At 55.6% G+C, this 25,080-nt stretch carries 24 protein-coding genes; 14 read left to right on the plus strand and 10 right to left on the minus strand.

Going from position 1 to position 25,080, the window contains the following annotated elements; translation table 11 throughout:
• Positions 1-11 precede the first annotated feature (11 nt).
• The 7 genes from FRD01_RS23905 to FRD01_RS23930 form a co-directional block, all read right to left on the minus strand.
• On the minus strand, positions 12-695 hold the full coding sequence (locus FRD01_RS23905; protein WP_146963722.1) for a hypothetical protein: 684 nt from the start codon (positions 693-695) through the stop codon (positions 12-14).
• A 57-nt stretch (positions 696-752) separates the two neighbouring features.
• Positions 753-1,085, minus strand: coding sequence for a hypothetical protein (locus FRD01_RS23910; RefSeq protein ID WP_146963723.1), 333 nt, complete (start codon positions 1,083-1,085; stop codon positions 753-755).
• 63 nt (positions 1,086-1,148) lie between these two features.
• Positions 1,149-2,765 (minus strand): glycosyltransferase family 39 protein, encoded by a 1,617-nt coding sequence (locus FRD01_RS23915; protein ID WP_146963725.1) that lies wholly within the window; start codon positions 2,763-2,765, stop codon positions 1,149-1,151.
• Positions 2,762-3,379: a hypothetical protein gene (locus tag FRD01_RS23920; RefSeq protein WP_146963727.1), complete on the minus strand. Its 618-nt coding sequence runs from the start codon at positions 3,377-3,379 to the stop codon at positions 2,762-2,764. The genes FRD01_RS23915 and FRD01_RS23920 overlap by 4 nt, the downstream gene beginning before the upstream one ends.
• A gap of 62 nt (positions 3,380-3,441) precedes the next feature.
• The gene (locus FRD01_RS24565) at positions 3,442-3,618 is read right to left on the minus strand and encodes a hypothetical protein (protein ID WP_249755868.1); all 177 of its coding nucleotides are present in this window, start codon (positions 3,616-3,618) and stop codon (positions 3,442-3,444) included.
• Positions 3,619-3,690: 72 nt separating this feature from the next.
• Positions 3,691-4,137, minus strand: coding sequence for a DUF7878 domain-containing protein (locus FRD01_RS23925; RefSeq protein ID WP_146963729.1), 447 nt, complete (start codon positions 4,135-4,137; stop codon positions 3,691-3,693).
• Entirely contained in the window at positions 4,128-4,571 is a 444-nt protein-coding gene (locus FRD01_RS23930) for a hypothetical protein (protein WP_146963730.1), read from the minus strand. The genes FRD01_RS23925 and FRD01_RS23930 overlap by 10 nt, the downstream gene beginning before the upstream one ends.
• A gap of 129 nt (positions 4,572-4,700) precedes the next feature.
• Between FRD01_RS23930 and FRD01_RS23935 the strand changes: the two genes are divergently transcribed.
• From FRD01_RS23935 to FRD01_RS23945, 3 genes are read left to right on the plus strand one after another with little or no spacing between them, the layout of a single operon-like run.
• A complete protein-coding gene (locus FRD01_RS23935; RefSeq protein ID WP_146963732.1) occupies positions 4,701-6,479 on the plus strand; it encodes a hypothetical protein in 1,779 nt (592 codons plus the stop codon).
• Positions 6,480-6,488: 9 nt separating this feature from the next.
• On the plus strand, positions 6,489-7,889 hold the full coding sequence (locus FRD01_RS23940; protein ID WP_146963734.1) for a DUF1501 domain-containing protein: 1,401 nt from the start codon (positions 6,489-6,491) through the stop codon (positions 7,887-7,889).
• Entirely contained in the window at positions 7,886-9,229 is a 1,344-nt protein-coding gene (locus tag FRD01_RS23945) for a c-type cytochrome domain-containing protein (protein ID WP_146963735.1), read from the plus strand. The genes FRD01_RS23940 and FRD01_RS23945 overlap by 4 nt, the downstream gene beginning before the upstream one ends.
• A 1-nt stretch (position 9,230) precedes the next feature.
• Here FRD01_RS23945 and FRD01_RS23950 read toward each other — a convergent pair whose 3' ends face one another.
• The 3 genes from FRD01_RS23950 to FRD01_RS23960 all read right to left on the minus strand — a co-directional run bounded on the left by FRD01_RS23950 (position 9,231) and on the right by FRD01_RS23960 (position 13,087).
• A complete protein-coding gene (locus FRD01_RS23950) occupies positions 9,231-10,433 on the minus strand; it encodes a pyridoxal phosphate-dependent aminotransferase (protein ID WP_146964077.1) in 1,203 nt (400 codons plus the stop codon).
• 75 nt (positions 10,434-10,508) lie between these two features.
• Positions 10,509-12,716 carry a fused MFS/spermidine synthase gene (locus tag FRD01_RS23955; protein WP_146963737.1) on the minus strand — a complete coding sequence of 736 codons (2,208 nt, stop codon included), beginning with the start codon at positions 12,714-12,716 and terminating at the stop codon, positions 10,509-10,511.
• Positions 12,713-13,087: a hypothetical protein gene (locus FRD01_RS23960; protein ID WP_146963739.1), complete on the minus strand. Its 375-nt coding sequence runs from the start codon at positions 13,085-13,087 to the stop codon at positions 12,713-12,715. The genes FRD01_RS23955 and FRD01_RS23960 overlap by 4 nt, the downstream gene beginning before the upstream one ends.
• A gap of 111 nt (positions 13,088-13,198) precedes the next feature.
• Here FRD01_RS23960 and bioB point away from each other — a divergent pair, with 111 nt between their 5' ends.
• The 11 genes from bioB to FRD01_RS24015 all read left to right on the plus strand — a co-directional run bounded on the left by bioB (position 13,199) and on the right by FRD01_RS24015 (position 25,072).
• Complete coding sequence (gene bioB, locus FRD01_RS23965) at positions 13,199-14,182, plus strand: biotin synthase BioB (RefSeq protein WP_146963741.1); 984 nt, start codon at positions 13,199-13,201, stop codon at positions 14,180-14,182.
• A 3-nt stretch (positions 14,183-14,185) separates the two neighbouring features.
• Positions 14,186-15,550 carry an adenosylmethionine--8-amino-7-oxononanoate transaminase gene (gene bioA / locus FRD01_RS23970; RefSeq protein ID WP_146963742.1) on the plus strand — a complete coding sequence of 455 codons (1,365 nt, stop codon included), beginning with the start codon at positions 14,186-14,188 and terminating at the stop codon, positions 15,548-15,550.
• Between the two features lie 3 nt (positions 15,551-15,553).
• On the plus strand, positions 15,554-16,231 hold the full coding sequence (bioD, locus tag FRD01_RS23975) for a dethiobiotin synthase (protein WP_146963744.1): 678 nt from the start codon (positions 15,554-15,556) through the stop codon (positions 16,229-16,231).
• The gene (locus FRD01_RS23980; protein WP_146963747.1) at positions 16,228-17,361 is read left to right on the plus strand and encodes an aminotransferase class I/II-fold pyridoxal phosphate-dependent enzyme; all 1,134 of its coding nucleotides are present in this window, start codon (positions 16,228-16,230) and stop codon (positions 17,359-17,361) included. The genes bioD and FRD01_RS23980 overlap by 4 nt, the downstream gene beginning before the upstream one ends.
• A 5-nt stretch (positions 17,362-17,366) precedes the next feature.
• The gene (locus FRD01_RS23985) at positions 17,367-17,900 is read left to right on the plus strand and encodes a hypothetical protein (RefSeq protein ID WP_146963748.1); all 534 of its coding nucleotides are present in this window, start codon (positions 17,367-17,369) and stop codon (positions 17,898-17,900) included.
• The gene (locus FRD01_RS23990) at positions 17,897-19,849 is read left to right on the plus strand and encodes a thrombospondin type 3 repeat-containing protein (protein WP_146963750.1); all 1,953 of its coding nucleotides are present in this window, start codon (positions 17,897-17,899) and stop codon (positions 19,847-19,849) included. The genes FRD01_RS23985 and FRD01_RS23990 overlap by 4 nt, the downstream gene beginning before the upstream one ends.
• Positions 19,850-19,928: 79 nt before the next feature.
• The gene (locus tag FRD01_RS23995; RefSeq protein WP_146963752.1) at positions 19,929-20,633 is read left to right on the plus strand and encodes a MotA/TolQ/ExbB proton channel family protein; all 705 of its coding nucleotides are present in this window, start codon (positions 19,929-19,931) and stop codon (positions 20,631-20,633) included.
• Positions 20,633-21,232, plus strand: coding sequence for an ExbD/TolR family protein (locus FRD01_RS24000; protein ID WP_146963754.1), 600 nt, complete (start codon positions 20,633-20,635; stop codon positions 21,230-21,232). Before FRD01_RS23995 ends, FRD01_RS24000 begins: the two co-directional genes overlap by 1 nt.
• Entirely contained in the window at positions 21,229-21,720 is a 492-nt protein-coding gene (locus FRD01_RS24005) for an ExbD/TolR family protein (protein ID WP_146963756.1), read from the plus strand. The genes FRD01_RS24000 and FRD01_RS24005 overlap by 4 nt, the downstream gene beginning before the upstream one ends.
• A gap of 2 nt (positions 21,721-21,722) precedes the next feature.
• Positions 21,723-22,166, plus strand: coding sequence for a hypothetical protein (locus FRD01_RS24010; RefSeq protein WP_146963757.1), 444 nt, complete (start codon positions 21,723-21,725; stop codon positions 22,164-22,166).
• Entirely contained in the window at positions 22,163-25,072 is a 2,910-nt protein-coding gene (locus tag FRD01_RS24015; RefSeq protein WP_146963759.1) for an AgmX/PglI C-terminal domain-containing protein, read from the plus strand. Before FRD01_RS24010 ends, FRD01_RS24015 begins: the two co-directional genes overlap by 4 nt.
• Positions 25,073-25,080: the final 8 nt, after the last annotated feature.

Genomic DNA, 25,080 nt, shown 5'->3' on the forward strand with positions numbered 1-25,080 from the left:
AAATTCAAAACTCAAAGGTCAACTTCAAGCGCAAGCCCGATTTCGGTCCTTACCGTGGTGAGAGTCCAATCCTTGCGAAAAGGCACACCCTGAACTTCTTCTGTGGTGTTGAAGAGAAAGATCTTTTCGTACTTGATACCGATATCAGCCCGGAAATAGAGGCTATCGTGGTATTTGTAGCGTGCTGAAAGTAGCGGCCCCACCACAAAGCCCGTCCTCGGAAGGTCCCAAACGCTAGCTTGTTGGTCCTTGAGGTCGTCGATCTCATCTTGAAAATCGCCGCCTGGAAAGAGAATGGGGATGCCGGCCTGGGCGCCTGCGATAAGGTCGATACTCTCCGTCACGCCGATCAACCACTCCGCGCGGACCACGAGTTCGATCAGGTGGCCAAAATCGTAATATTCCGGGTCTTCATCACCTTCCTGAGGAATCTCGGCGATGTGGTCCCCGTAATAGGTGAGCGCACCCCCAATTCGGCCGCTCTCCTTGAAGGGTTGCAGGTAGTAAAGGGTTGCGTTGAGGAAGTCGTCTGCCACGTACGCAAATGACTCGTCGTTCGTCTGCACACTGACCTGTTGCTCGCCGCTTAGGTCACTGTCTTCGAAGAAGAAGTTTCCGCTGACACCGATTGACGATTGTGCAAAAGCATCCTGACTAAGGATCAGGAGCGACGCGAAGACAATCAATCGTAACATATTTTGAGCTCACGCTGGTTTCGATGCCTTCACGTTGCAGCGTTCCACCAACATTTGTCAAGATCGGCTGCCCCAAATGGCAAATCGAATCATGTCGATCCCGACCGCCATCGCGAATGCTAGTGGACCTGCAACTAGCATAGCTGCGAGCAAGCGAGCCGTCACAAAGTCATGAATTCCGGCAAAGTAGATAGAGACGATACTGACGAGAGTTCCCAAGGCTATCGGTGCAGCTATGCTTCCAGTTCTCGCAGAAACAACTCCAGATATCGTGAGGGTGACGGTCCAGATGATCCAGACTTCTGCGTACGGAAATTCGGAGTTGGCGAAGACCCAGAAGGTCGCTCCGGAGGCAATCGCCCACAGGATGTAATTTACGATCTTGGTCATTCGAGTAATCACACCGGCAAAATTCTCAAACCAGCCGTGTGTGCCGATAAATTCCTTTGGAGTTCATTGCCGAACGTAGACGGTGATTACCGGAACATCGCCGAGATATAGTCCGGTTTTCGGGTTGTCCATCAGGTTTTGCACCTCAAACTCACGGTCTCGAAATTCTTCGTGGTACTGGTACACCACAATATCCGCCTGCTCAGGCGTGCTCGCCCAGCGAAGATCGCTACGAATCCATCCGTCTCGTTTGTACCACTCGAACGAGAGTGGGGTGACTTCGTGCAGGTAAACGCGCGCCGAGTCCTTGGCGTGTTCATTGAGCCAGCCCAAGACCCCGGTCACATTGTTGCTCCAGTATTGGCGCTGCATTCCAAGATTTGCTGCCCCTTCCTCGAGTCCGGCTAGTTCGTTGTAGGCGCTCGTGCCATAGGGTTGGAATCGAGCGGTTAGCCACCCGGCAGGAAGTAGAAGTGAAACAGCGAGTGCGGCTTCTATGAGGGCGGGCCGCAGGTGTTTGGTCTTGGCTGCAACGGAAGAGAGCACCAGACCCCCGAGGATGAGCAGGAAGGGGAAAGAAGGGAGCCAGTGCTTCATTCCGCCAAAAACAGGAACATTCGGGAGGCCAATCAGGACCATCGAGAATGAGGCGTTTAAGAGTAGGAGGGCCAGGACTGTTTCTGAGCGGTCCCGAAATACTTGTAAGGCGGCCGCGAAGAATCCAACCAAGCTCAAAACAAAGAGCCCGAGAGGCATCGTGAGTGCGGTGACGCCGAGCGTGTAATGCCATGGGAATGGCGGCTCCCTCAACGATTCGCCCAGATATTGCCAGGGGTAATGGACATGCTTTGCGTGAAATTCCACGTACCAGATGAACCGGTCCACGCCATCGTACCAAAGGAATGGCCATGAAATAACGAGCACTAAAGGCCCCAAGAATGCCATCGACCAGAATGCCTTAGGAATCCGAGAAAGGCCTGCCTTCATGCCCTGTCCAGACCGCTTGAAATCACTCCAGGTGGAGCGACCGTGCATCACGACCCAGTGCAAAACCAGAAGCGGAGGGAGGAAGTAAATATTGTGTTTGACCGCGATTCCGAGGCCAAAACAGAGCCCAGCGAGGATGGCAAAACGCTTTGGGGCGTCTTCCTCCAACGAACGCAAGTAGAAGTATACCGTCATGACCCAGGCGGCGGTCACCGGCACGTCAAAACACGCGAGCTGCATATGGTAGAAGTGGCGAGGAATCAGGAGCATGCCGAGCGCCGCAAAGATTCCACAAACAACGCCCTTGAGCCTGACTCCCAATAGAAACGTGAAGCCGATCAAGAGGCTAGAAAAGACCAGTGCTGGAATCCTCGCGCCGAGCATGTGGCTCGTCCAGCCGAGCCACTTTGTGAAGATTTGATGAGATAGGCCGAATAGGATCTTGGGAAGAGCAGGGTGTTCGCGATTGTAGTGAAAATGCTTGCTAACAGACTCCTTGGATAGCGCCTCGGCTGGAGACTCGGCCCAGTCATCGAGCCATCCCATGTAGCGTTCACCTGCTTCAAAGTAGACACTTTCGTCCCTTGGGATTCCCATATCTGCTTGCGCAATGACGAGAACGAAAAACGTTATCAAACCGAGTGCGAACGCCAGCCAGAGCTCCAGCTTTGAATGTTTGAATCGCGGAATCATTCGTCCCTCCCAACCGAGGCATCAAAACAGAAGTGTCGACGGGAATGGTTCGAGGTTCGAACGATGAATGTGATGGTCGCTGTTTCAGGAACGTCTGGCGTGGGGATTCGAGTGGTTTGAAGTCCTGGTCTTGGTTGAGTCAGGTGGCTGCCCACAAGTTTTTCATCGAAGAGAACGTCCATCTCAACCATGGCGCCTGCTTTGTCGAATGCGGAGTTACCTACGAGTCCACCTCGGACTTCTAGATGTGACCCGGTCTGGACTCCTGGAAACGAAATCTCCAGGTTCTCACCTTCCACCGGATGAGCCCAAATACACTGGCGAGGACGGTATTCGAACTCGCGAATCTGGGTGGAAACGTCGTGCCATGGTCGCATACCACACATATGCTGACCTTGCGTCGCGTTGAAAGGGCAGTGTTTGCCTCCTCGCCGCACATGAGCTCGGCTTAAGCTATCCGAGAGTCTCTCGGGGGGGGGGCCGCTGCCTGATTCACGGTCAAACCTCAAGAGCTCGAGACGGCCTACGCGTTTTGAAAACGCGGACTCCCCACGAGCGGTCTTCAGCGGAGCAAGGGCTTCATCGGCGTCAAACCAAGGTGTGGAATGGGTCACGAGAACCCAAATTCTCGGGTAAAACCTCAGTTCTGAGTCATTAGGCTCGAGGCCGACAACTTTCACATTAGAGTTAAGATGGCGTCTTCGGCGCCCAACTCGTTAGCCAAAGATCCAGCCATCTCTGCGTATTCGGCCTCACTGGCAGGCCGACTCTCCAAGACCAAGCTCGTTCCGAGGGTCGCGAACCCCAAAAGTCCGATCAATATGGCAGGGAGAAATCGTTTGAGATTTTGCATGAATGGCCAACATTTCGGAAGAAGTAGCGCGATCTCTAGCTGAGCAGCCGGTTAGGTTCAATAGTTGTACGTCTAGCATTGCCACCATTCTTTTGTGCTTTGGTTCTCGGTGAGCCTTTCAAAAAGGTCAATGTCAGACCTAGCCAAGATTGCGACCTTCAGGTCCTGAAGATATTCTTCGGTTGCTTGCAGAACTTCGCCGCTCGAGACTCTTTCTGGCTTGCCATGGGTCGACCAAACCGAAGTAAGTTCATACGCCTCGTCGTCGCTGGAGTAGCTGAACGCGAGAATGGGCTCTTCCTCGAAGTCCATCGACCGGTAATATAAATCGGTCGGAGAATTCCTCGCGTTTTCAAGCCACTCGTGAAGGAAAATGGCTAACTCGACTAGCAGAATTCCGTCGGCGTCCAAGAACTTTCCAGAACTTGTAATGATTCGAATAGGACCTTCGGTGAAGGCTGGCAGGTGATAGGTATGGGTTTCCCAGGGAAATATCTTGATATCGAATTCTATTCGCATAATGCTGTGTACTGGGTCCAATTCGCTATGTTTTCAGGCTCCAATAACGCGCGCTCTACAGCCTCTGCCATTTGGCCAGAGATCAGGAGTCTTTCCGATTGGCTTTCGAAATCAGCTACCATCATCAACCAGCCTTCTGAAACCAAAGACGCGCGGCAAGTCACAATGATCTCGTCTATCGCCGCTCGAGTTGCAGGGCTGAATGACTGACAGTCCGGCCACTCGTTTGAACCGAGTAGCTGGGTCACTGAGTTGTACATGTCAAGAGTGATGTAGACTCCGGCGAACAATCTTTGATTCTGATTTTCATCCCACGCGATGAGGGTCAGGTAACCCGGTCCAAGCCCTCCAAGGCGGCGGAAAAAACACTCGGTCACACCGTCGTAGAATCCTAGAACAACCAACCCCTCAGGCTTCCATTCAACACGTTTCATACTTTAGCCCCATTTCTGGGATGCATCTCAGCAGGAACGGTCAAAGGACGCAAGGTTTGACGGGCGCCTTAAGGTTCGGGTAAACTAAGTCTAAGCAAGATGGGCAATAATCGAGTGAAGGAGGCGACCGTGAAAGTCACGTGGGTTGGCGCGGCGTTATTGGTGGCAGCGACTTTTGGCTGCGACGATACGCGATTTGACTTTGATGATCCTGCGCGAGGTCCCGGGGATTTGGTTGGCAAAGGGGATAAGGTCAGTGATGCGGCCTTCTTTGGAGGAGACGATGTCCTACCTCAACCTCGAATTGTCGCTGAATTTCCCGACGATGCGGCGCTGCCCGATTGCGGACCTCAGTGCGAGGCCTATTGCCAGTCGCTCGGTTTGACGAACCCCGTGAACGCGGGGATGTGCAAGAGTTTGTGGGGTGTGGGACTCGCCCACCAACCGGTGGTCAAGGTCGAGTCCTGCCGACGGATTCACGTGGATATGCTTGGCCGCTACCCCACACGCGAAGACATTATCAATAATTGCGACGGTAAGAGCTGGGGCGAGGTGGCCATTGGGCTCATTAACTCCAGGGAGTTTGTGTCGGTGAATCAGCGTCGCTGGGCCGATAAGCTCCTCTACGACACTCAGGCCGTGAGCGTAGAGCGTATCTACGACATGGATAAGCTCGTGGGTAAGCTCTACGAGGGCCGCGTGGCGTATGATGAGTTTGCTGCGGTTGTCAGCGCCCATCCGGTTTTGACTCGGCGCTTTGATACGCCTGAGGACCGTGCCGACGCGCTCTTCTGGACCTTCCTCGGCCGCCCGCCACTTGGCCCCGAACTCGCCGATATGTCCCGCCTCTACACCCTTTGGTATAACGATTACTACGATCATCCAGACCTTGGGATGCGCCTTCCTGACGCCCATATCCGGTACCGATGTATTGACGAAAACGGCGATCCGGACCCGACCACGCGTGCCGAATGCACGAGCATTCTTTTTGGGCAAAACGAACTCATTCTCAAGCCCGATATCCGTGCGATGCGAAACGATCGTGACGAGCGCACCATGTGGTCTGGCGTGATCAAGGCTGAGGAGTGGGAAAAGCTGCAACTCCCGGGGCGGCTTATCGCAGGCATGCCCACATTTTGGGAGAAGCTCGTCGATGACGTGTTGATGCAGTATTTGGGCTACGACCTTGGAAACCTGGTGCCTACGGTTCGCGACGAGTTGGTGCGCTATGTGTTGGCTTACAACGGCGATATCCGCGCGCTTCACTTCGCTGTGGTAACTTCGGCTGCTTACTTGCAGTCGGCTTCGCAGCAAACTCAGACCGATTATCGCTGGACTTACGGCCCATTGAGACAGGTGGATTCCGAGGTTTGGATCGATTCTATCAAGCATATGACTGGGTATCAGATCGCGACGTGTGACCATAAGCTCACACGTCCTCAAGATTTCTGGGAGGCGGGTTCCATCGCAGGGATTGCGCTCGTCGAGAACTCAAATTGGACGGTCCAAGACGAGGGAGTTGACTATAGTTATCGAAACGTCGCGCGCGGGCTTGGTGGATGTCCGGATAACAGTGTGGGCGGGCGATTCCAGATCATCTCCATCTTGACGACGGCGCAGCAGCTTAACTTCGTGAATCAAGTTTGTGACCCGGCAGCCGAAGGCGGAGGTGCGCCGATTGAGAATTTTTTGCCGCGCGATGTGGACCCGAATCAATCCCTGACCCCGGAATTGGGCGAAGAGATTTATGCCCATCAGGCGGCGCAATTCATGGGGCGTTTGATTGACGAAGAAGAGGCGGCAAAAGCGCGCGAGTACGCGGAGCTTTGTTCGGGCTGCAACGCCGCTCAGTTTGCGCGTCCCACGTGTTTTGCCATGCTTTCCAGCGCCGAGATGCTTTTCTACTAGGAGCCGACCATGAGTGACGAGAAAAAAGGACTAAACCGGCGGTCGTTTCTAAAAAGTGTAGGAATCGCCACAGCAGCCTCCGCGACCGTGGGTGTGCCCCATATCTGGGTCCCGAAGACCGCCTACGCCCAGACTGACGCGCGTGCTTCGGTCAAACATATCATCTACATCCGCCTCAACGGTGGGTTTCGCTTTACTGCTGCCTTTAACGGTCGGGTAGCCGAGCGCTACAACCCGTGGGGACTCGCCCGAAACTTGCCTGAGGGCACCGAATGGGGCCCATCGGAGCTTTTGGCGCGCGCACCGTGGCTCGAAGGCGAGGAGGGTGCGACACGTCAGGAACTTGGAATGCGGAGCGTAGCGGCCATTTCGGACGATATTCTCATCGCCCCATGTGTTGACCACGAGCCCACGTCCGGCAGTGCGGACGGAAACCACAACTCTGGGTTGCAACGCTTCAACACTGGGTATGCGGGCAATTCCACCGGCATCATGACCATGATCAACTACGGGCTTCGTGACCGAGTTCCCGAGGACCCTGAAGGCGTGATCTTGCCAGCGTTTGTGCTGGGTGGTGGCGGAATGTCTAATGGGTCCGGCAAGTACGCGGGCTACAGGCCTCCGGTCCTTCAAGACGGGTTTTCGGGCTTTGGGTTCGACGCGGCTCGTGCGCTCCCCGAGTGGGCGAAACGCATGTCAGACGACCTCGACCAGCGCATCTACAACCGGGTACACCCGCAGTCCAGGTTCCCAGTGGACGCTTATATTCAGTCGCGAGAGGCCACCAAACGCTACGCTGAGATTTTCAACGATCCACGTCTCAACGTCGGGCAAAACTCGGACGAGCCGATGGATGGCTTGAGCAACAACCAGCTCAGACTGCTCCTCGGTGGCGGCGGCACGGCTCGAAATGTGATGCTGGCGCTGCGCCTCTTCCACTTCGGCTGCCCGGCGATTTTCATGAATCAGGGCGGCTACGATATGCACTCGGGCGAAGAAGAAGGGCTGCCTCCGCGGATGAACGAGCTCAATCAGCTCGTCAGCGGACTGCATACGGCCTTGAAACTCATGGAACACCCAAGCGGCGGGACCTATTGGGACCACACCGTGGTGGTGCTTGGCAGTGAGTTTGGACGAACTGCGCGAGGCGGGAGATTCAACTCAGCCCGCGGGAGCGATCACGGTGGAGACAACTCCACGCGCTGGATGTCGATGCCGTTTATGGGCGGGATCTTTAACGAAGCTGGCACGGCAGGGCGTACGTTCGGCGAGACGCTCGCAGAGGACCTAAAAGCCTCTGGGCAAGTCTACTCGTATCGATCGGTGATGAAGACCATGATGGATTGGCTCGGCTGCGATCACTCAGAGTTCTTCCCGGCAGACCAGCCGTTTGGGGATTTCACGCGATGAAGAAGATCAAGATCGGAATTCTCTTCGGGGTGGTTGGACTTTGGGCGTGTGGGCCGGACTTCACGGAAGCTGGGCTTGGAACCGAGATCCCCTTCACACCAAACAGACCTACACTTCCCGAAGGCGAGGCTGTTGAGCCTTACACCGGGGGCGACCCCTACGTGGTAGGCGCGCAGGAAAGGTTCAGGACAGGGTTGGACGTACACCGGAAAATTGTCTGGCGAACCTGCACGCCGAACGACGGTGTTTGCCATAACCAGAAAGAGTATCCAGACCTGCATACCCCTGCGAACTTTGTGGCCGCCATCAACGCTCCGTGCAACGTGCAGCCGGGAGAACCTGCGTCGGTATACGACCGTTGCGAGCGGCCAGGGGATAGATTTCGTCTAAATCGCGATGATTTTGGTGCAGGAATCGAGGTGGCGTGGATTCAGAATATCTCCGGTGAGGAAACGACCGATGAGGAAGAGATTACGCGTGAATCACAAGGGTTCCACGTTGAGCTGCGCGCGCCAATCCCTGGCGATAACGACGAGATTTGGGCGCAGGCTCAGTTCATCCGTACCACGGACAATGATGGAGATATCGTTTTCGCGCAGTTTGAGACCCGCTGGCGCGTCCTGGAAGACCGCAAGCATCTGGTCGGCGAGGTGCGAAATTATCAGAATGAACGCGCCGCTGAGCTCGCGAGGGTAGGGATTCGTGAGGGTGATGCCAATCGTAACGGGATCTTTGGGGCGGACGAGAATCCGATTGTTCCGATGATCAATCCCGGAAACCCGGAAGAAAGTTATCTTATCGCCAGAGTGAGGGGAGAGATGCTTGGAGAGCGCGTTCCCGGCTCGAGGATGCCTCTCGCGAATCAGCCCTTGGATATCTCCGAAATGCTCGCGCTATTTTGCTATATCGAAGGCATTCCAACGGACGGAAACGTAGACCTCGCCTCGGCTGTGGACTACAAAAACTGTTCGTATTCGGAAGACCCGGGGAGCTTGAATCTCTTGGGTGAAGGGGTGACTTGGTCAAGCCGTGTCTCGAAGATTTTGGAGGCGAATTGCGGTGGTTGTCATAATAGCGTCAATCCGGATGCGGACCTCGATCTGCTCTCTGAAAGTGCTTACGAGCGGCTTCTTGAGCCTTCGACCCAAAAGCCTGAGCTAAACCTCGTTGTGCCGGGCGATTACGAGAATAGCTACCTCTGGCACAAGATCGCCGGAGACCCAGATATTGTGGGGCTGCCCATGCCTTATAACCCGCTTACGGGCGAAGGCTCACTCACACAGGCCGAGCTCGGCGATATCCAGACCTGGATCGCGAACGGAGCCCAAAAAGACCAGTAGGTCAGGAGTGGCTTCGAATCATGGCCTCGAGCCGGTCGAGACCTCCCACGAGGTTTTCTTCCCGAGGGCCAAAACTAAAGCGAACATGACCTTTGAAGCGCGACATTCGGTCGGCGCGTCGCCGTCCTGGATTAACGTCGAAGAACTCGCCAGGCACGCAAATGCAGCCGACTTCGAGTGCCTTCTTGAAGAAGTCCATGCCGTCTCTTAGCGCTGGGGGCAGAGCGTCGAGCCGCCCCCAGACGTAGAATGTGCCGTCGGGCGCGCAGTCTGTGCGGATCCCCATGGAGCTTAGCCGACCTAGCAAGAGGGCGCGTTTATGCCGGAACCTCGCTTGAATTGCTGCGATTTCTTCGCGTACGTGGTCTTCGCCGAGCATCTGAATCGCTGCGCGTTGCATGGGCCGGGTGGCACCTCCGTCCAAGAAAGAGCCAGCGCTGGAGACGCGGTCGATGACTGATTTCGGGCCGAGCGTCCAAGACACTCGCCAGCCTGGGTAGCGCCAGTTCTTGGTCAGACCGTTGATGATGACCACGGGGTCTTCGTCAACGTTCTCGACAAAGCGCGCGGCCGTGACCTCACGGAATCCCTCCATCGGGTCGCCGGTCCAGACGTAGTGGCTGTAGAACTCGTCTAGAATCATGGTGCAATCGAGCTTTCGGGCCGTGGAGACCCACGAGCGCAACGTTTCGCCCTGGATCACCTTGCCGGTGGGGTTGCACGGGTTCGAGAGGAGCAAGGCAGATAGGCCGCGTCCGGCGATTTCGCGCTCGAGTTCGTCACGTGAGAAATCGTAGGCGCGGTCAGGGTCCAAAAGGATTGGGATTGGCGTGAAGAACTTGAAGATATCCAGAAGTTCTTCGTAGGCGGTGTAGTCGGGCAGGAAATGGCCGAGGTGAATGCTCCCAAGTGATGCAACCACGCGGGTTAATCCCGTTCGACCTCCGGCCGAGATCGCCACGTTCTCCGCGCTGTATTGCGAAGGCATGCCGCGCCGGAATTCGCGGTTGTAGTACTCGGCCACAGCCTCGCGTAGCTCCCAGAGTCCAGCAACGGCGGAGTATTCGTGGTCTTCGTCCAAGATGTCAACGTGGCGGACACGAGGCGGAGCCCCTGGGATTTCGCTAGCTTCAGGCTGCCCTTGGCCAAAATTGGTCCAATCCGGTGAATCAGGGTGGTAGCCGTGGCGCGCAGCCTCGCTCATCACGAAGATGACGCCCGTCTTGGGGACGTCACGAAAAGCATCAATATGGTTCACATCAAATCCAAGTTCAGAAAACTACCACGCCATATATACCCATAGGTTGGCCCAGTCATCCGTCCATGCGGGCCGACCGTCGGGCTCTTGTTCTTCCCATCGTGGGTCAAAAATCTGTAGTTCGAGGTCCTTCTTATTACGCCCGACCATCACCCATTCGCTCGAATTGACCATGAGTTCTTCGAGTTTGGTCTCTCGCGGCCAGTGGTCTTGGAAATACGAGACGTAGCCTAGTTCTGCCGCGGTGTTCACCACGATTTGGCGCACATTTACATAACGATTCGAGACATGAAAGAGCATGTACCCACCGGGCCTCAGGAGGCTCATGTAGAGCTCTATCGCTTCTTTGGAGAGCAGGTGAACCGGCACGGCATCACTCGAATACGCATCGAGCACCAGAAGTCCGTACTTACCCTTCGGTTGCTCTTGGAGCGAAAGCCTCGCGTCCCCAAGGACCACTTTGCATTGTTCGCCACAGCGCTCCAGGTACGTGAAGTACTCGGCGTCCCGCGCGATTTTTTCGATCTGAGGATCGATCTCGAAAAAGGTCATCTCCATGCCGGGGCGCACATACGTTGCCATGGTGCCGATCCCAAGGCCGAGCACGGCGACCGGGGTCACGTCGTAGAAGTCTTCTCGGATGGCCATGACTTCGCCGATGGGGCTTGACGTATGGTAGTAGGAGAGCGGGAGTCTTGAGAGTTCGGGATGAGTGGCCTGAACACCGTGTTGGATACGGCCGTGGTAAAGCGAGTGAAATTGTCCGACTGAGCTCGAAAACTCGCGTACTTCGTGGATGGCATAGGGCGAGCGCATCTGCATCAGGATGTTTTGGTGTTGATAGCCCATCGGGAGAACCATGCAAACCGTGGCAGCTGCAAAACCCGCGAGGATTGGGTGTACAAACCAGAGCGCAAAGGGTGTCAGAATCCCGATGAGTAGCATGGTGTTGGTGAACTCAAAGACCTCGTCCACACTTTGCATGTAGGTCACAAAGCCCACGGCTGCCGTGGCCAGAACCAAGACACTGAAAGCCGTTTGCATGCCTTTGGCGCGCACTGCCTTACCGATCGATACGCTCGGGGGCTCAAACTTTGGCCTTGGGAGGTGCATCGAGAGCAGCAAGAAGGCCAGTGCCAGAGTGATGGGGAGTTCGTACATTCGGTCGAAGATCGCTGGCGCCACAAGCGTGTTGAAGACGCCTCCGAGCATGCCGCCCACAGACATCCAGACGTAGAAGTCCGTGAGGTTGGAGGCGCTCGGCTTGCGATCCACAAGGATCGCGTGGAAAGCGACTGAGAGCGTAAATAGGGAGAAGAGCTGAATCCCCAACAAGAGCCCAACCGGCTCGAGCAATGCCAGCAAAATAGCGTATGCCGACGGCACTAACGCCGCAAAAGCTAGCCAGACCCAGACTGAACTTGGGATCCACTGTCGCCTCGCAAAAACGATGACGAACGAGAGCATGTAGAGGGCGAGTGGCACCACCCAGAAGAGAGGAATGGCCGAGATGTCCGTGGTGATATGGGCTGTGTAGCCAAGCAAGGCGCTCGACGGGACAAAGGCCAAGAGCGTCCAGAGTCCGCGTTCGGCCCAAGAAGACGAGGTTTGTGCGGTTGCAGTGACCTCTGCGGCTGGCGCTTTCTTGACGAAGAATGATGCACCAAAAACCGAGAGCACCAAGAGGGCGTATCCGCCAGTCCAAACCCATTTTTGCTCATTGATGCTTAGAAAGGGCTCGATCAAGAACGGGTAGGTCAATAGCGCGAGTAGACTTCCGATATTGCTCGCGACGTAGAGCCAATAAGGGTCTTCGGCATCTGGAGCGTCAGATGAGAAATACCAACTCTGCAGCATGGGCGCCGACGCCGAAAGCACGAAGAACGGTAGACCGATCGAAACCAAAAGCGTCTGGATGACGAAGAGTGCTGGCGACGCGTCCCATTGCGGGGCCTCAGGCGCAATGCTGAGCGGCAGAAACACCGCCGCCGCGATCATGAGCGCGATATGGAGTTTTGATTGGTTCTTTGCTCCAAGGCGTTTGATGGAAAAGTGCGCGTAGATGTAGCCCAAAAGCAAGAGCGCCTGAAAAAACATCATCGATGCGTTCCAAACGATCGCGCTACCCCCGAACGTCGGCAGCAACATTCGACCGGCAAGCGGCTGAACAAAGAAGAGCAGAAACGCGCTTATGAAGATTGTGAAGCTAAAGAGGATGGCGGGTTTCATTTGGCGGGCAACTTCTTAAAGTCCACGCCAAAAGTTTGCCGGCACTGAGCACCACCATCGCAGAGCATGGTGAAGACGCCTTGTCCATCTTTGAGGCCCTGATTGCTAGCGTCCGCGCTGATATCCATGGAGATTCTGCAGGTCTCGACGTCAGTCGCGATATTGGTCACGAACTTCTGGCAGGCTCTCTCGGCTGGAATTTCCACTGTGTCGGAAAATTCTTCAAATTGCGTCACGGTCTCCTTCGGGCAATCGCCCGCCAGTGATTTGAACGCCATTTGATAGGTCCCCGCGGGAACCTCGCATTTTTCCTTACAGCCCTGAAGGCCAAGTCCCGACACCGCGATAGCCAGTAGTATGAACGCGCGCATAAACCTCCGAAATCTCGCGGGAGCTTACACGAGTTCCACGTCACTCGCCAAGGTCTGACGGCTTGACGCATTCAATGGGTGTGGCAAAGTGCCTTCGACTTAGGAGGATAGATGGAATTTTCACAAATCGCCGATAAGATCATCGAAGGTCAGGATATCAGCCGCGAGGAGGCCCAGCGCGTGGTGCGGTCTTCGGATGCAGAGCTTTTGGATGTTCTTGCGGCCGCGTTTAAGGTCAGACAGCATTTCCACGGTAAAGCGGTCAAGGTGCACGTTCTGCAAAACGCAAAGTCTGGCGTTTGCCCAGAAGACTGCAAGTTTTGCTCGCAATCGCTCAAGAATAACAGCGAAGTCCCACAATACGGCATGCAGACGGTAAATGACCTTGTGAGCGGCGCACGCCGTGCAGCCGAGATGGGAGCTTCTACCTACTGTATGGTAACGAGCACCCGCGGGCCTTCGTCCAATGAGATCAAAGTAGTTTGTGAGGCTGTTCGCCAGATCAAATCAGAGTTCCCCACCATGGGAATCTGCACGTCTTTGGGCCTTTTGAAGCCCGGTCAAGCGGAGGCGCTCGCCGAGGCCGGCGTCAACCGCTACAACCACAACGTCGAATCCTCAAAACGCCACTTTGAGACCGTGGTGTCCACACATAAATGGGAAGACCGCGTGGCTACCGTCAAAGCCGCCAAGAATGCGGGACTCGAGGCCTGTTGCGGTGGAATCCTTGGTATGGGCGAGGACTCCGATGATTGGGTTGAAATGGCGTTTGCGCTCAAGGAGATTGGCGTGGAGTCAGTTCCGCTGAATTTCCTCGATCCTCGGCCTGGAACGCCGCTTGGTGAGAGCAAGAGGATGTCTCCGAACGATTGTTTACGCGCGCTCGCCATGTTTCGCATGGTGAATCCGAAGTCGGACTTGCGCGTGGCAGGTGGCCGTGAAGTCACGCTCCAGCACATGCAGCCGCTCTCACTTTTCGCGGCGAATTCTATTTTTACGAATGGCTATCTCACCACGCCGGGGGCCGCGCCTTCGGACGATATGCAAATGATTGTGAACGCTGGATTTGAGCCTTTTGTCGCCAATCTGAGCTGAGTCATGAAAATTCCAAATCAGGAAACACTGCAGGCGTGGGACGACCAACACGTCTGGCATCCTTTTACCCCTCATTCTGTGTTTCGAGAGGAAGAGCCCCTGATGGTGGTTTCCGGTGAAGGAAATTACTTAATCGATATCGAAGGGCGGCGCCTGCTTGATGGTGTGAGCTCCATCTGGTGCAACACCTTCGGACACAGAAACGCCCGGATCGATGCGGCGATCAAAGAGCAAATGGAACGGATTTCTCACGCGACGATGCTCGGAAACTCCACCGTTCCGGCTACGATCTTGGGCAAAAGATTGGCCGATCTTGCGCCGGGCGACCTGACGCGTGTGTTCTATTCCGACAACGGGTCGACGGCCTGTGAGATCGCGCTCAAGATGGCGTATCAATACATGCACCAGCGGCCGGATCCTAAACCGGAGAAGAAGAAGTTTCTGGCGCTTTCGAATGCGTACAACGGCGATACTCTCGGTGCGGTTTCTGTGGGTGGAATCGATCTCTTTCACGAACGCTTCAGAACGCTTTTGTTCGACGTTCTGAGAGGTCCGTCACCCTATGCGTACCGGTGCGACTCATGTCAGGGGTTGAGCGCCTGTGGAGGCGGCTGCCTGTCAGAGATGGAACGCCTCATGCGTGCGCATGCCCACGAGTTGGTCGGTGTGATTATCGAGCCTGGGATGCAAGGAGCTGGCGGCATTATCACGTACCCTGAGGGCTTTCTTAAGGGTGTGCGTGCTCTCTGCGATGAGCTCGATATTTTGCTGATTTGCGATGAGGTCGCCGTTGGAATCGGCCGGTCCGGGTACATGTTTGCTTCGGAGCGAGAGGGCGTGGTTCCAGACTTCATTTGTGTAGCGAAGATGCTCACAGGTGGCTACATTCCCGTCGCAGCTACGCTCACGTCCGAGAAGGTTTTTGAGGCATTTCTCGGGCGCCCGGAGCTTGGTCGAACCTTCTTTCATGGCCATACATTCACGGGAAATCCACTCGGCTGTGCGGCAGCGCTCGCGGTCTTGGATATTTTTGAAGAGGAGAATGTGCTCGAGCGACTGCGCGAAGTCACCATTCCTAAATTTGAGGAGCGTCTCAAAGCCCTTGCCCACCCGAATATTGGGAGCGTGCGCTCGTACGGGCTAGGTGCGGGTATCGAACTTGTGGCGGACGCTTCGACCCGCCGCTCGTTTGCGTCGTCTGAGCGGCGAGGAATGAAGGTATGTAGGCGCGCTCGAGATTTGGGTGTGTTCCTGCGGCCGTTGTCGGACGTGATCGTTTTGATGCCGCCACTCTCCATCACAAACGACGAGATTGACTTGCTCTTTGATGCCGTGGAAAAGAGCATCCAAAACGAATTCCAAGGGTAGACGATGGGACGCGTGCTGGTCATTTCAGGGACAGACACCGAGGTTGGAAAGACCTTTGTCGGTGCGGCTCTGGTGCGACGTCTGGTGGATCAGGGGTTTGACACCCTCGCGGTCAAGCCCGTGGAGTCTGGCGTTGGGGCAGAAGTGGGCGAGGGCGAGGACGGCGTGATTTTGGCGGCGGCCGCAAGGCAGAAGTCCCCCACGCAGGCGCTCCAACGGCTTCGAGCGCCTATCGCGCCGCCGGACGCCGCGGACCTGGAAAAGGTAAAGCTCGAGTTTGATAAGTGGGTGGGGCAGATACGTGGTTGGGCAAAAATGCACGACCTCGTTGTGGTCGAGGGGGCTGGCGGGCTTCTTTCGCCGCTGACTTGGACGCAAACCGCGCTCTCGCTGGCGGAGCGACTCGATGCGCGAGTTCTTCTCGTGGCTTCGGACAAACTCGGGACAATCAATCATACGCTCCTCTGCATGGAAGTCTTGGAGCGGCACAACGTTGAGCTCGCTGGAATCGTGCTCTCGGCCCCGCGTGACGTGGACAGGTCGACCGGCCGAAACCTTGCTGCACTTGCAAAGTTCACGGGCTTTCGGCGGATGACCAGCGTGCCCGGGATGGACTCGTGGGAGCGTGCCGCACCGATTATGGACGTGGTAATTCCATGGATCTTTGAGGATATCTCGTGAGTTGGGAATCATGGCTTACCGAGCGGCTCGACGAGCGCGAGAAGGCTTCTTTGCTTCGCTCAACAAAGGTTCACGACCCCACAATTCTTGATTTTTCTTCAAACGATTATCTGGGACTCTCGCGCCATCCGTTGGTCGTTCAGGCGTTAATCGACGCGTCTTCCGAAGGGGCGGGGCCACGCGCTTCGCCGCTCGTGACCGGTTACACCGCTGCCCACGCCTCACTTGAAAGTCGAATCGCTTCTTTGAAGGGCCACGAGAATGCCTTGCTCTTGTCGTCCGGATTCTCGGCGAATCTAGGAGTGCTCTCGGCATTCAGAAATACGCCTGATCTCGCGGTTTTCTCAGACGAGCTTAACCACGCTTCGATTATCGACGGACTTCGTCTCCTGAAGGGTAGGGCAGCCATTCATATTTACCCGCACGCCGATGTGGAGACACTGGAAAGACTTTTGGCCAAGAGCGATGCCGCTCTAAAACTGGTGGTCACGGACGGAGTTTTCAGCATGGACGGGGACCTCGCGCCGCTTCCCGAGATTCGCGCCTTGGCTGATTCTCACGGTGCGCTCTTGATTGTGGACGATGCTCACGGAACTCTTGTGTTCGGTGAAAAAGGAGGGGGCGTCGAAGAACACTTCGGCGTCAAAGCCGATATCAGTATCGGTACTCTAAGCAAAGCTGTGGGGCTCTTGGGCGGATTCGCTGCGACATCGGAGAAATGGCGCACACTATTGCTCAACGAGGGCAGATCCTATGTCTACTCGACAGCGCTACCGATTCCGTTAGTGCACGCTTCCGAAGTCGCGATTGGCTTGAGTGACTTGACCAAACTCAGGGCCAGGCTTTGGGGAAATATCGAAAGGCTGAAGGCGGCCAGGCCTGAGCTCGTGGTCGGTGGCCCCATCGTTCCCTTGATTCTAGGTGACGCGCAAAGCGCCCTCGATGCGGCCAATCGTCTCAGAGCCGACGGGATCGGTGTGGTGGCGATTCGACCACCCACCGTTCCCCCTGGGACGGCGCGCCTTCGGATCGCTCTTTCGGCGACTCATTCCCATGCAGACGTTCAAAGACTGATAGAATCATTGCCAAAACCAACTCCTTTGCAGTATCCTCACGGCTCCACACGGTGAGTTCGATGCGGTTTATTCTTTTCCTTGTGCTGTTGTGCAGCATTGGTTGCTTCTACGAAGAGCCAAAGCTTAGGGTCGAGGTGTGTGGGGACGCCCTGATACCAGACGATATCGATGCGTTTAGAATTTCGATTTGGGACGAAAACCTTGAGAATGAACTGGTCTCGGGCACACGCGAACTCGTGACGTGTCCCGGACCTGATTTCTTGGCCTTGCCCCAAGAGGTAGAATTCAACGCAATCGAAGGCGACACGTGGATTCGCGTCCAGGGCTTGAGAGACGGCGAAAGTGTATCCAGTTTTTGGGCGCGCCAACGCACGGGCGCTGATGAATCGAGCGATGTTAGAGTAAGCATCACACGAGCTTGCCTCGGTATTCAATGCGCCGTGGGTCAAACCTGTGTGGATGGTCAATGTGTGTTGGCCGAGTATCAGCCGGCCTCATCCATCTGTTCGTCTTCCGAGATGGTCGAGATTCCCGAGCGCGAGCCGGTCACCTATTGTGCGGATGATATGGCGCCCGAGGAGACAGACGGATGAGAATTTGTCTTGGCCTGATCTTCCTCTTCTTTGCTGCCTCGTGCACCGAAGCCAACCTTTACAGCCCGGGAAAACCTCGGAAAGAGGCGAATCGTGTTGCATTGACAGGGCGCGTATGCACCGAAGATCCGGTTGACGCTCGATTCCCCGTGAAGGTGGTTCTGCTTGTGGACCAGGCGCCGGGCCCCCTCTACTCGGACTTTGACCCAGCCGGACTAAGGGTCGGCTACATCACAGATTTCATCAGCCGCTCTCTCAACAACGATATGGTGGAGTTCGCGATCGTCGGCTACGCGGGGTCCCCGAGGAAACTCGCGCCTCTCGAAGGCAATTTCACTCGAAATCCCGGTGAGCTTTTTGGGGCTGCAGCGTCGCTCGCGATTCAGCAGCCTTGTTTGGCTGAGGGAACGTGTCGAAATTACCGTAACGGTATGCGGACCGCTCGAGCGTTGATTGAGGGCGACCTCGCAAACTCGCCTGCAGGTCTGCGCGTTCTTACCCAATACGTCATCATCCATCTCAATGCCGGCGCACATCAGCCGCTCGCCGATGGCTCCGAATGTTGTCAATCCGACGACGTACAGTGCCGTGACGCCAATGCTGGGCCATCGCCGCTATGCGACGGTCAGCTTAGTGTTCAAGAGATCACCAGTTTGAGGGACCGGGTTTCCGCGGAAGGCGCTGCAGGGCTCAGGTATCATGCGATTCAATTCGCAGCCGCTACCGATGCCGCCGAGAACGACCAAGTTCAAGCACAGCTGGAGCAGGTAGCCTTTGCTGGCGGTGGTACCATGCAGCGCTTCAACCTTGTGGGCGGCGCGAATTCCACCACCTTCAACGTCTTGGAGCTCCGGACAGTTCTGAACGCAAAGCTGCTGCTGGCCGCGAATTTGAACGCGCGACCTGGTGCTGATGGCCCTGAGGTAGATACGGACGCTGATGGATTGACCGACGAAGAAGAAGAGGCGCTGGGGACCTCACCTTTTAACTCCGATACGGATCAGGACGGTGTTTCTGATTTCGTAGAGGTTCTAGCGGGCCTAAACCCGCTGGTGCCAGAAGACCCTCCCCCTGCAGCATGTCAGGGTCTAGTGCCGTTTTCCGACCGCGACTTGGATACACTTACGGATTGCGATGAGGCTATTCTGGGTACATCTCCTACGCTCGTGGATACAGACGGAGATGGCATTCCTGACCCCCTTGAGCTTTTTGCTGGCACGGACTATCTCAACCGAGATACCGAGCGAGATGCCGATTCCGATGGGGTTTCAAATGGTGACGAACATCTCTTAAATACGGACCCAAGGAGCACCGATGCCATCAATCACCTCTCCTTTGGTTACCGATATGAAATCGAAGACGAAGGTTTTGTACGAGAAAAATTCGGCTCAACACCTGAGCGAACGACCGGGGTCCTGATTTCGGATGTGAGTGCTGGCACGACGCCTGGAATCGGCACCCTGCGCTACGATGCGGCGAACCAGACCTTGAGTTGGCAAGATGCCGACGATACGGCCGCGGGGATTCCCATCGAGGTAGGTGAGGGCGGCGACTTTGAGTTGCCCTCGGGCTCCTTTGCGCCGATTCAGGGCGATGATGGAAAGTTTGTGGTGGTAAGTGTTGATCCCGTGAACTTGCCCCCAGCCGACGAGACCGAGACCATTCGGGTCATCTTCAGAGATAGACAATGTCTGACGTACACGATTCGCAACATCCAAATGGTCCCCACCGGCGCTCTTGATATCCAGCCTGACATCAGCGGCATCAACAATGTGTGGCTCTATTTTGCTCAGGGTCCCGAAGGCAGACCAACCGCTCCGGGCCCGTTTCGCCTCGCCCAAATTCAGTTTCAGGTTACGCCTCCAAACCAGCGTGATCCCGACGATGCGGTATTGCTAATTCGCAACGACGAATTTGTCAGACCCATCATTCTTCCGGGGGCCCCATGATTTGTATCACTTGCATGTCGAAAGTGCGGCATGATAGCCTCGCTATGCTCGACCCCACCTCTAAACAACCGAGTAGGAAATGATTCCTAACATGACCACCTTCGTAGTCGCTGCCACTGAAAGTCAGGGCAATGTTTTGTTGGAATACCTGAATCAGGGCGGATGGATGATGTACGTCATCCTCACCGTCTCTCTTTTCGGTGTGGCCATGTTCCTCGAACGCGCATTCAGCCTCTACATCCTCTGCCGTCTGAACTCGAAGAGTTTTGTGGCGCGCATCGTGAGCCATTTGGAGAATCGACGCTTCCGTGAGGCTATCGACGCCACAGAAGTGGCTTCGAGGCACCCATTGGTGGCTGTGATAAAGGCGGGTTTGATTCGCTCGAATCGACGCGAGAAAGAGATCGAGCGGGCCATGGAGAACGAGATGTTGTCCGCTATCCCGATGTTACAAAAGCGGGTCGCGATCATGGCGGTGCTCGCCAATATCGCGACGTTGCTCGGACTCCTAGGAACCATCTTCGGTCTGATTTCCGCGTTCTCGAGTGTGGCTGCGGCTTCTGCGGCTGAGCGCCAAGAGGCGCTTGCTGGTGGTATCTCTCAAGCTATGTACACCACGGCATTCGGAATCAGCGTGGCTGTCCCGCTCCTGATTTTCCACCACCTCTTGAGCAAGCGCGTTGAAAGCGTGCTCATGGAGATGGAAGGTGGCGCAACCTCAATTCTTGTGGCGCTGACTGGGGTTCGTGGCGATAGCGGAACTGATGGACGGGCACAACGCTGATGGCATTTGATCGCTGGCGACGCGCGACTGAGGATGCAGTCGAAATTAACGTGATTCCGGTCATGAACTTGTTCATGGTCTTGATCCCGTTTTTGCTTCTCGGAGCAACGTTCTTTCATATCGGCGTGATCCCTACATCTACGCCTACACTGAGTCCTTCGGATTCGGACGTCCCGAAAACGCCAACCACCGTTGCTGTGAATTTGGAGATCACTCAAGACCTCCTCAGGATCACGGCGTCGAGCGTTTCGCTTGATCCCGAAGAGCTTGAGGCACTCAGTGCTGAGTGGCCTAAGAAGAATGGCGAGTATCAGGTTGACGCGCTGCAGCGGGCGCTGGTGGAAATCAAGCAAAAGTATCCGGAGAGTAATACGCTCACCGTTTTGCCTTTTGAAGACCTCAACTACCAGGTTCTGGTCAGCGTGCTCGATGTGACGCGCAACCGACAAGTCGGCTTGGATGCGAAGGGCGAACCGAAAATCGAAGACATCTTTCCTGTCACAATTTTCTCGCGTTTTGTGCCGGATAATTTGGTTGGAGAGAACGCGAACCTCGACGAAGAAGGCCAACCACTCGAGCCGGAGGATCTTGAAGAATGAAGATGCGTTTCGTTCGAACAGAAAAGCCTCCCGGGCTGATGCTCACGTCCTTGCTGGATATGTTCACCATCATCCTGATCTTCCTGATCGTGAGCTTTGAAGCCGAGGATTATGAGTTCAAACTCGATCCGGGCCTGACTCTTCCGCAGTCGAGTGCCTCAAGTGTATTGAAGCCGGCAATCAACCTCGCGATTACACCGGACTCGCTTAAGATCGACTCCGAAGAAATCGTCAAACTCGACCGAGGTAAGTTCCAAGAGCAATACCACGACCAGGGAGAGATCCCGATCGTTGTAGAGCGGCTCAAAGTTGCCCACGACCGCATCCGTGAACGCGAAGCGGCCGGACTCCTGGGCGATGACGAAGATCCGGCAATCGTATTGGTTCAAGCAGATAAGGGGCTCGATTATAAAACTTTATTCCTCGTGCTTCGTTCAGCATCAGTAGCGGGTTTCGATAAGTATCGACTCGCGATCATGAAGAAATAATTATGCGAATCCTATTCATACTTCTGGTTCTTAGTTTGGCCGTACCATCGTTTGCTCAATCACTTTTTGATTCTGAGAACGTGGTGCTCGCGCAGCGCTCCAAGGGCAAGAAAGCTACCAAAGCGCCTGAAGAGGAACCCGAAGAAGGTGAAGAGGGCGAGGAAGGTGAAGAAGGCGAGGTTCAAGAGGAACAAACGTCTTCAACACTCCAGCGTGGAAATCGCATGGAGTTTGATGCCCGTCTGATTCGAGGTGAAACCGCCGGCTCAGGTGCGGTCTTCCTCTTTCAACGTGCTCCACGTGCGCTTCCATCCATGGTGAAGACCCGAACTAGTTATCTCTCAGAAACTGTTCAGGATGTGCTCGGAGATCAAGGGACCCAAGAGTTTGAAGAGACCAAGACGAAGGTCACCAAAGAAATCGAAAAAGAAGGTAAGGCGAAGTGAGCCAAATTCTGGCCAAATACGGACTCTTAGAAGGTCTGGCGAAGCATCGCGAAGTCGATGTGTGGTTTGTACAAAACCTCTCACCCGGCTACGACGAGGCACGCTACCAGGTGGCTTACGGGTTCGGCGTTGAGGCGTCTGGACACCCGGCACTAGCCGCACTTCTAGACTACGAAACGGCTGTCAGCGTCCAGCTGAGGCACCCTCAAATTGAACCCACGGTCGGAGCGGGGCGCGACGGCTCTCACACCTGGTTTGTGCACGAAGTGCGCGCCGGTGAGTCCCTTCATCACACGTTTCGTACACTGCAGGAGCGCGGTTATCCGACCTTGACGGTTCCCTTGGCGCTGGCGATTGCGAAGACGGTCTGTGACGCCCTTCATGCCGCTCACACGGCCAAGAACGCGGCTGGCTGGTCGCTAAATGCCTGTCATGGCGGATTCGACCTTACAAACGTCAAGCTCACCTATGAGGGCGAGATTCATTTGCAGGGTTTCGGCTCTTCGAAGATTCGGCGCCAAGCCACCCTGATGGGCCTCGGCTCACTCGGACGAAACAGGCTGGGATACATTTCGCCAGAGGAAGTTTCGGGGAAACCAGCGGATGTTCGAAGTGACGTGTACTCCGTGGGCGTTCTTCTTTGGGAAGTTCTAACCGGCGAAACAATTTTCCAAGGTACGAACTTCAAAGCCGAAATCGTCAACACGATTCCGGCGCGTCCGTCGTCGCTGAACAGCAAAGTTACTCCGGCCCTCGATGCTCTGGTCTTAAGAGCGTTATCCAAGAATCCGGCAGAGCGCTTTCAGAACTGCGAACATATGGGTCTTGAGCTCGGCAAGCTCGTAGGCGACGTCTCCAAGGCCCTGGAGCGGGTCCCGAGAGTTTTGGAGCAGCTCTTTCCTGAGAGAAAGACGGACTGGCAAAGATTCTTGTCTGCGGCATATTCAGGCAAATCAGCAGATGCGGCCGGTTTGGCTGCCAAACTCTTAGGACGCTCAGATAACGAGGACACGCAGCTCAAGACGGTGTCCCAAGATGACCTCAGACAAACAGCAGAGGCCGACGCGCATCTACAAGATGAACTCTTGCGAGCATCGCTCTCTGGTCGGCCCTTGGGGCCCGGTTGGGAGAGTGCGCCAATCGGCGAAGCTGCGTCCATGATCACGCAGGACTGGGCGGAAGAGTCCATTCCTCGCATGGATCGACAACAGCAGCTCGACCCGGACCAATCGACCCCGGTGTCCACCGCCGTTTGGGAAGACGACCTCCAAGAGACGATCCCAGGGGGCGTGCCAGCGCCCGCGGCTGCACCCACGCCACCTCCCGAGCCTGAGCCCGAATTGCCGGCGGATCCTGCGTTGATTGAGACGCATTTGGCGTACAAACCGACTCCTATCCCGGAGGAGGTGGCCACGCATATGGCCTATAAGCCCAGTCCGATGCCCGGAGATAGTCCTGAGGCGAAGCAAGCGCCTGCGGTCCAGCCACTCGATGCGCCTATCGTCTCTCAAGAGTTGAATGCACGTGGGCCTGAGCCTGAAGAGTTGCCGCCCTTTGAAGACGAGGACGAAGAAGAAGCCTTTGTTGAGCCTTTTGATGTGGACTTGATCGTTGCGGCCCCCGAATTGGCCGCGCAGTCGTCCGAAGAGGCCCCAGTCCTAGAGATCATCCGAACCTCAGCGGGTAAAGCACTCGATATCGAAGTCTTGCGACACGGTCTTAAGCGCTACAAGCGAGTGAATTCAGGAGTCCGAGCTCGGAAATCCGGAAAGAAGGCGGTGCTCTCCTTTAAGGAGCCCGTCCAAGGTTGGTTGCGCCGAGCTAGAAACCCCCGAGAGACACTCGGAGCCGACAAGAAGCTGGTCCTAGAAGTCGGAGACGTGGCGCAGTTTGAGGAAGGTGATATCACCTATCACGTCCGCTTTTTCAGGCCGCAATTGCCGCCCAAAGGTGAGCGCCAGCTCGTAAGTGCGGCCCAGATCAAGATTTATGCGGCAGCCATTGCGATCTCGCTCGTGATGCACGGATTGGGTGGTGTGGGTGCCTTGCTCACAAGCCACCTGGGTGTGGAACTTACCGTAAAGAAACCTGACCAAATCGAGGTCTTTGCGGAAGGAACTTTGGAGAAACCAAAGCCCGCAGAAAAGAAGCCAAAACCGCCACCGAAGGTTGAAAAACCTAAACCACAACGGATTGAGCCAAAGCCACCGAGTGACCCCACTGAGGCGCAGGCAAAGATTCCAAAGTCGGTTCGAGAAGTTTTGGACAAGCGCCTGAAGTCGAACCCCGGTAGGAGCACGGAAGAGAAGGCTGATTCCTTGATCTCCGCGCTTACCACGCCCGTTAAGGGTGATGGCGCGACCATTCAGGATGTAGTTACCAATATTGACGCTGTCGCTCGTCCAGGGGCCTCTAATGCTGCATTCAACGTGACGGGAACCCTCGGAAAGATTGAGGGCGGCGGCGTTAATATCGCGACCAGCAAAGGCGGCTCCAAGATCGGAGATATCGGCGGTGCCGTTTCCACTAACGTTGGAAAGCTCGACAAACGTGAGGGCGCCGGAAAGATTCGCGGTAAAGCGAATGCCGTGCGTGCGCTCTCAAAAGTGCAGGGCACGCTCTCTCAAGGCGAAGTTTACAACGCGATTCAGAAGCACATCGGAAAAATACAGGCGTGTTACGAAAGAGAGCTAAACAAGAACCCCTCACTTGGCGGAAAGCTTCAGTACGAGTGGACCATCAAGACCAATGGCCGAGTGGGCGTGGTCAAAGAGATCGGCTCAACCATGGGCAATGCTACCGTGTCAAAGTGTGTGACCGGCGTGATTCGAAAAATTCAATTCCCGAAACCCAAAGGTGGCGAGGTTATTGTGACCTACCCGTTGGTCTTCTCGGCGAGCAACTAGTTTGATGG

The organism is Microvenator marinus, from assembly GCF_007993755.1.
Classification (GTDB): Bacteria; Myxococcota_A; Bradymonadia; order Bradymonadales; family Bradymonadaceae; genus Allomicrovenator; species Allomicrovenator marinus.

What these genes read in the sequence shown, in the direction of transcription:
- FRD01_RS23915 (WP_146963725.1), bottom strand. Translation starts at nt 2,765, where the DNA reads ATGATTCCGCGATTCAAACATTCAAAGCTGGAGCTCTGGCTGGCGTTC.
- FRD01_RS24000 (WP_146963754.1), top strand. Translation starts at nt 20,633, where the DNA reads ATGGCATTTGATCGCTGGCGACGCGCGACTGAGGATGCAGTCGAAATT.
- FRD01_RS23930 (WP_146963730.1), bottom strand. Translation starts at nt 4,571, where the DNA reads ATGAAACGTGTTGAATGGAAGCCTGAGGGGTTGGTTGTTCTAGGATTC.
- FRD01_RS23985 (WP_146963748.1), top strand. Translation starts at nt 17,367, where the DNA reads ATGCGGTTTATTCTTTTCCTTGTGCTGTTGTGCAGCATTGGTTGCTTC.
- FRD01_RS23945 (WP_146963735.1), top strand. Translation starts at nt 7,886, where the DNA reads ATGAAGAAGATCAAGATCGGAATTCTCTTCGGGGTGGTTGGACTTTGG.
- bioD (WP_146963744.1), top strand. Translation starts at nt 15,554, where the DNA reads ATGGGACGCGTGCTGGTCATTTCAGGGACAGACACCGAGGTTGGAAAG.
- bioA (WP_146963742.1), top strand. Translation starts at nt 14,186, where the DNA reads ATGAAAATTCCAAATCAGGAAACACTGCAGGCGTGGGACGACCAACAC.
- FRD01_RS23925 (WP_146963729.1), bottom strand. Translation starts at nt 4,137, where the DNA reads ATGCGAATAGAATTCGATATCAAGATATTTCCCTGGGAAACCCATACC.
- FRD01_RS24010 (WP_146963757.1), top strand. Translation starts at nt 21,723, where the DNA reads ATGCGAATCCTATTCATACTTCTGGTTCTTAGTTTGGCCGTACCATCG.
- FRD01_RS24005 (WP_146963756.1), top strand. Translation starts at nt 21,229, where the DNA reads ATGAAGATGCGTTTCGTTCGAACAGAAAAGCCTCCCGGGCTGATGCTC.
- FRD01_RS23995 (WP_146963752.1), top strand. Translation starts at nt 19,929, where the DNA reads ATGATTCCTAACATGACCACCTTCGTAGTCGCTGCCACTGAAAGTCAG.
- bioB (WP_146963741.1), top strand. Translation starts at nt 13,199, where the DNA reads ATGGAATTTTCACAAATCGCCGATAAGATCATCGAAGGTCAGGATATC.
- FRD01_RS23990 (WP_146963750.1), top strand. Translation starts at nt 17,897, where the DNA reads ATGAGAATTTGTCTTGGCCTGATCTTCCTCTTCTTTGCTGCCTCGTGC.
- FRD01_RS23905 (WP_146963722.1), bottom strand. Translation starts at nt 695, where the DNA reads ATGTTACGATTGATTGTCTTCGCGTCGCTCCTGATCCTTAGTCAGGAT.
- FRD01_RS23940 (WP_146963734.1), top strand. Translation starts at nt 6,489, where the DNA reads ATGAGTGACGAGAAAAAAGGACTAAACCGGCGGTCGTTTCTAAAAAGT.
- FRD01_RS23955 (WP_146963737.1), bottom strand. Translation starts at nt 12,716, where the DNA reads ATGAAACCCGCCATCCTCTTTAGCTTCACAATCTTCATAAGCGCGTTT.
- FRD01_RS23960 (WP_146963739.1), bottom strand. Translation starts at nt 13,087, where the DNA reads ATGCGCGCGTTCATACTACTGGCTATCGCGGTGTCGGGACTTGGCCTT.
- FRD01_RS23950 (WP_146964077.1), bottom strand. Translation starts at nt 10,433, where the DNA reads ATGAGCGAGGCTGCGCGCCACGGCTACCACCCTGATTCACCGGATTGG.
- FRD01_RS23910 (WP_146963723.1), bottom strand. Translation starts at nt 1,085, where the DNA reads ATGACCAAGATCGTAAATTACATCCTGTGGGCGATTGCCTCCGGAGCG.
- FRD01_RS24565 (WP_249755868.1), bottom strand. Translation starts at nt 3,618, where the DNA reads ATGCAAAATCTCAAACGATTTCTCCCTGCCATATTGATCGGACTTTTG.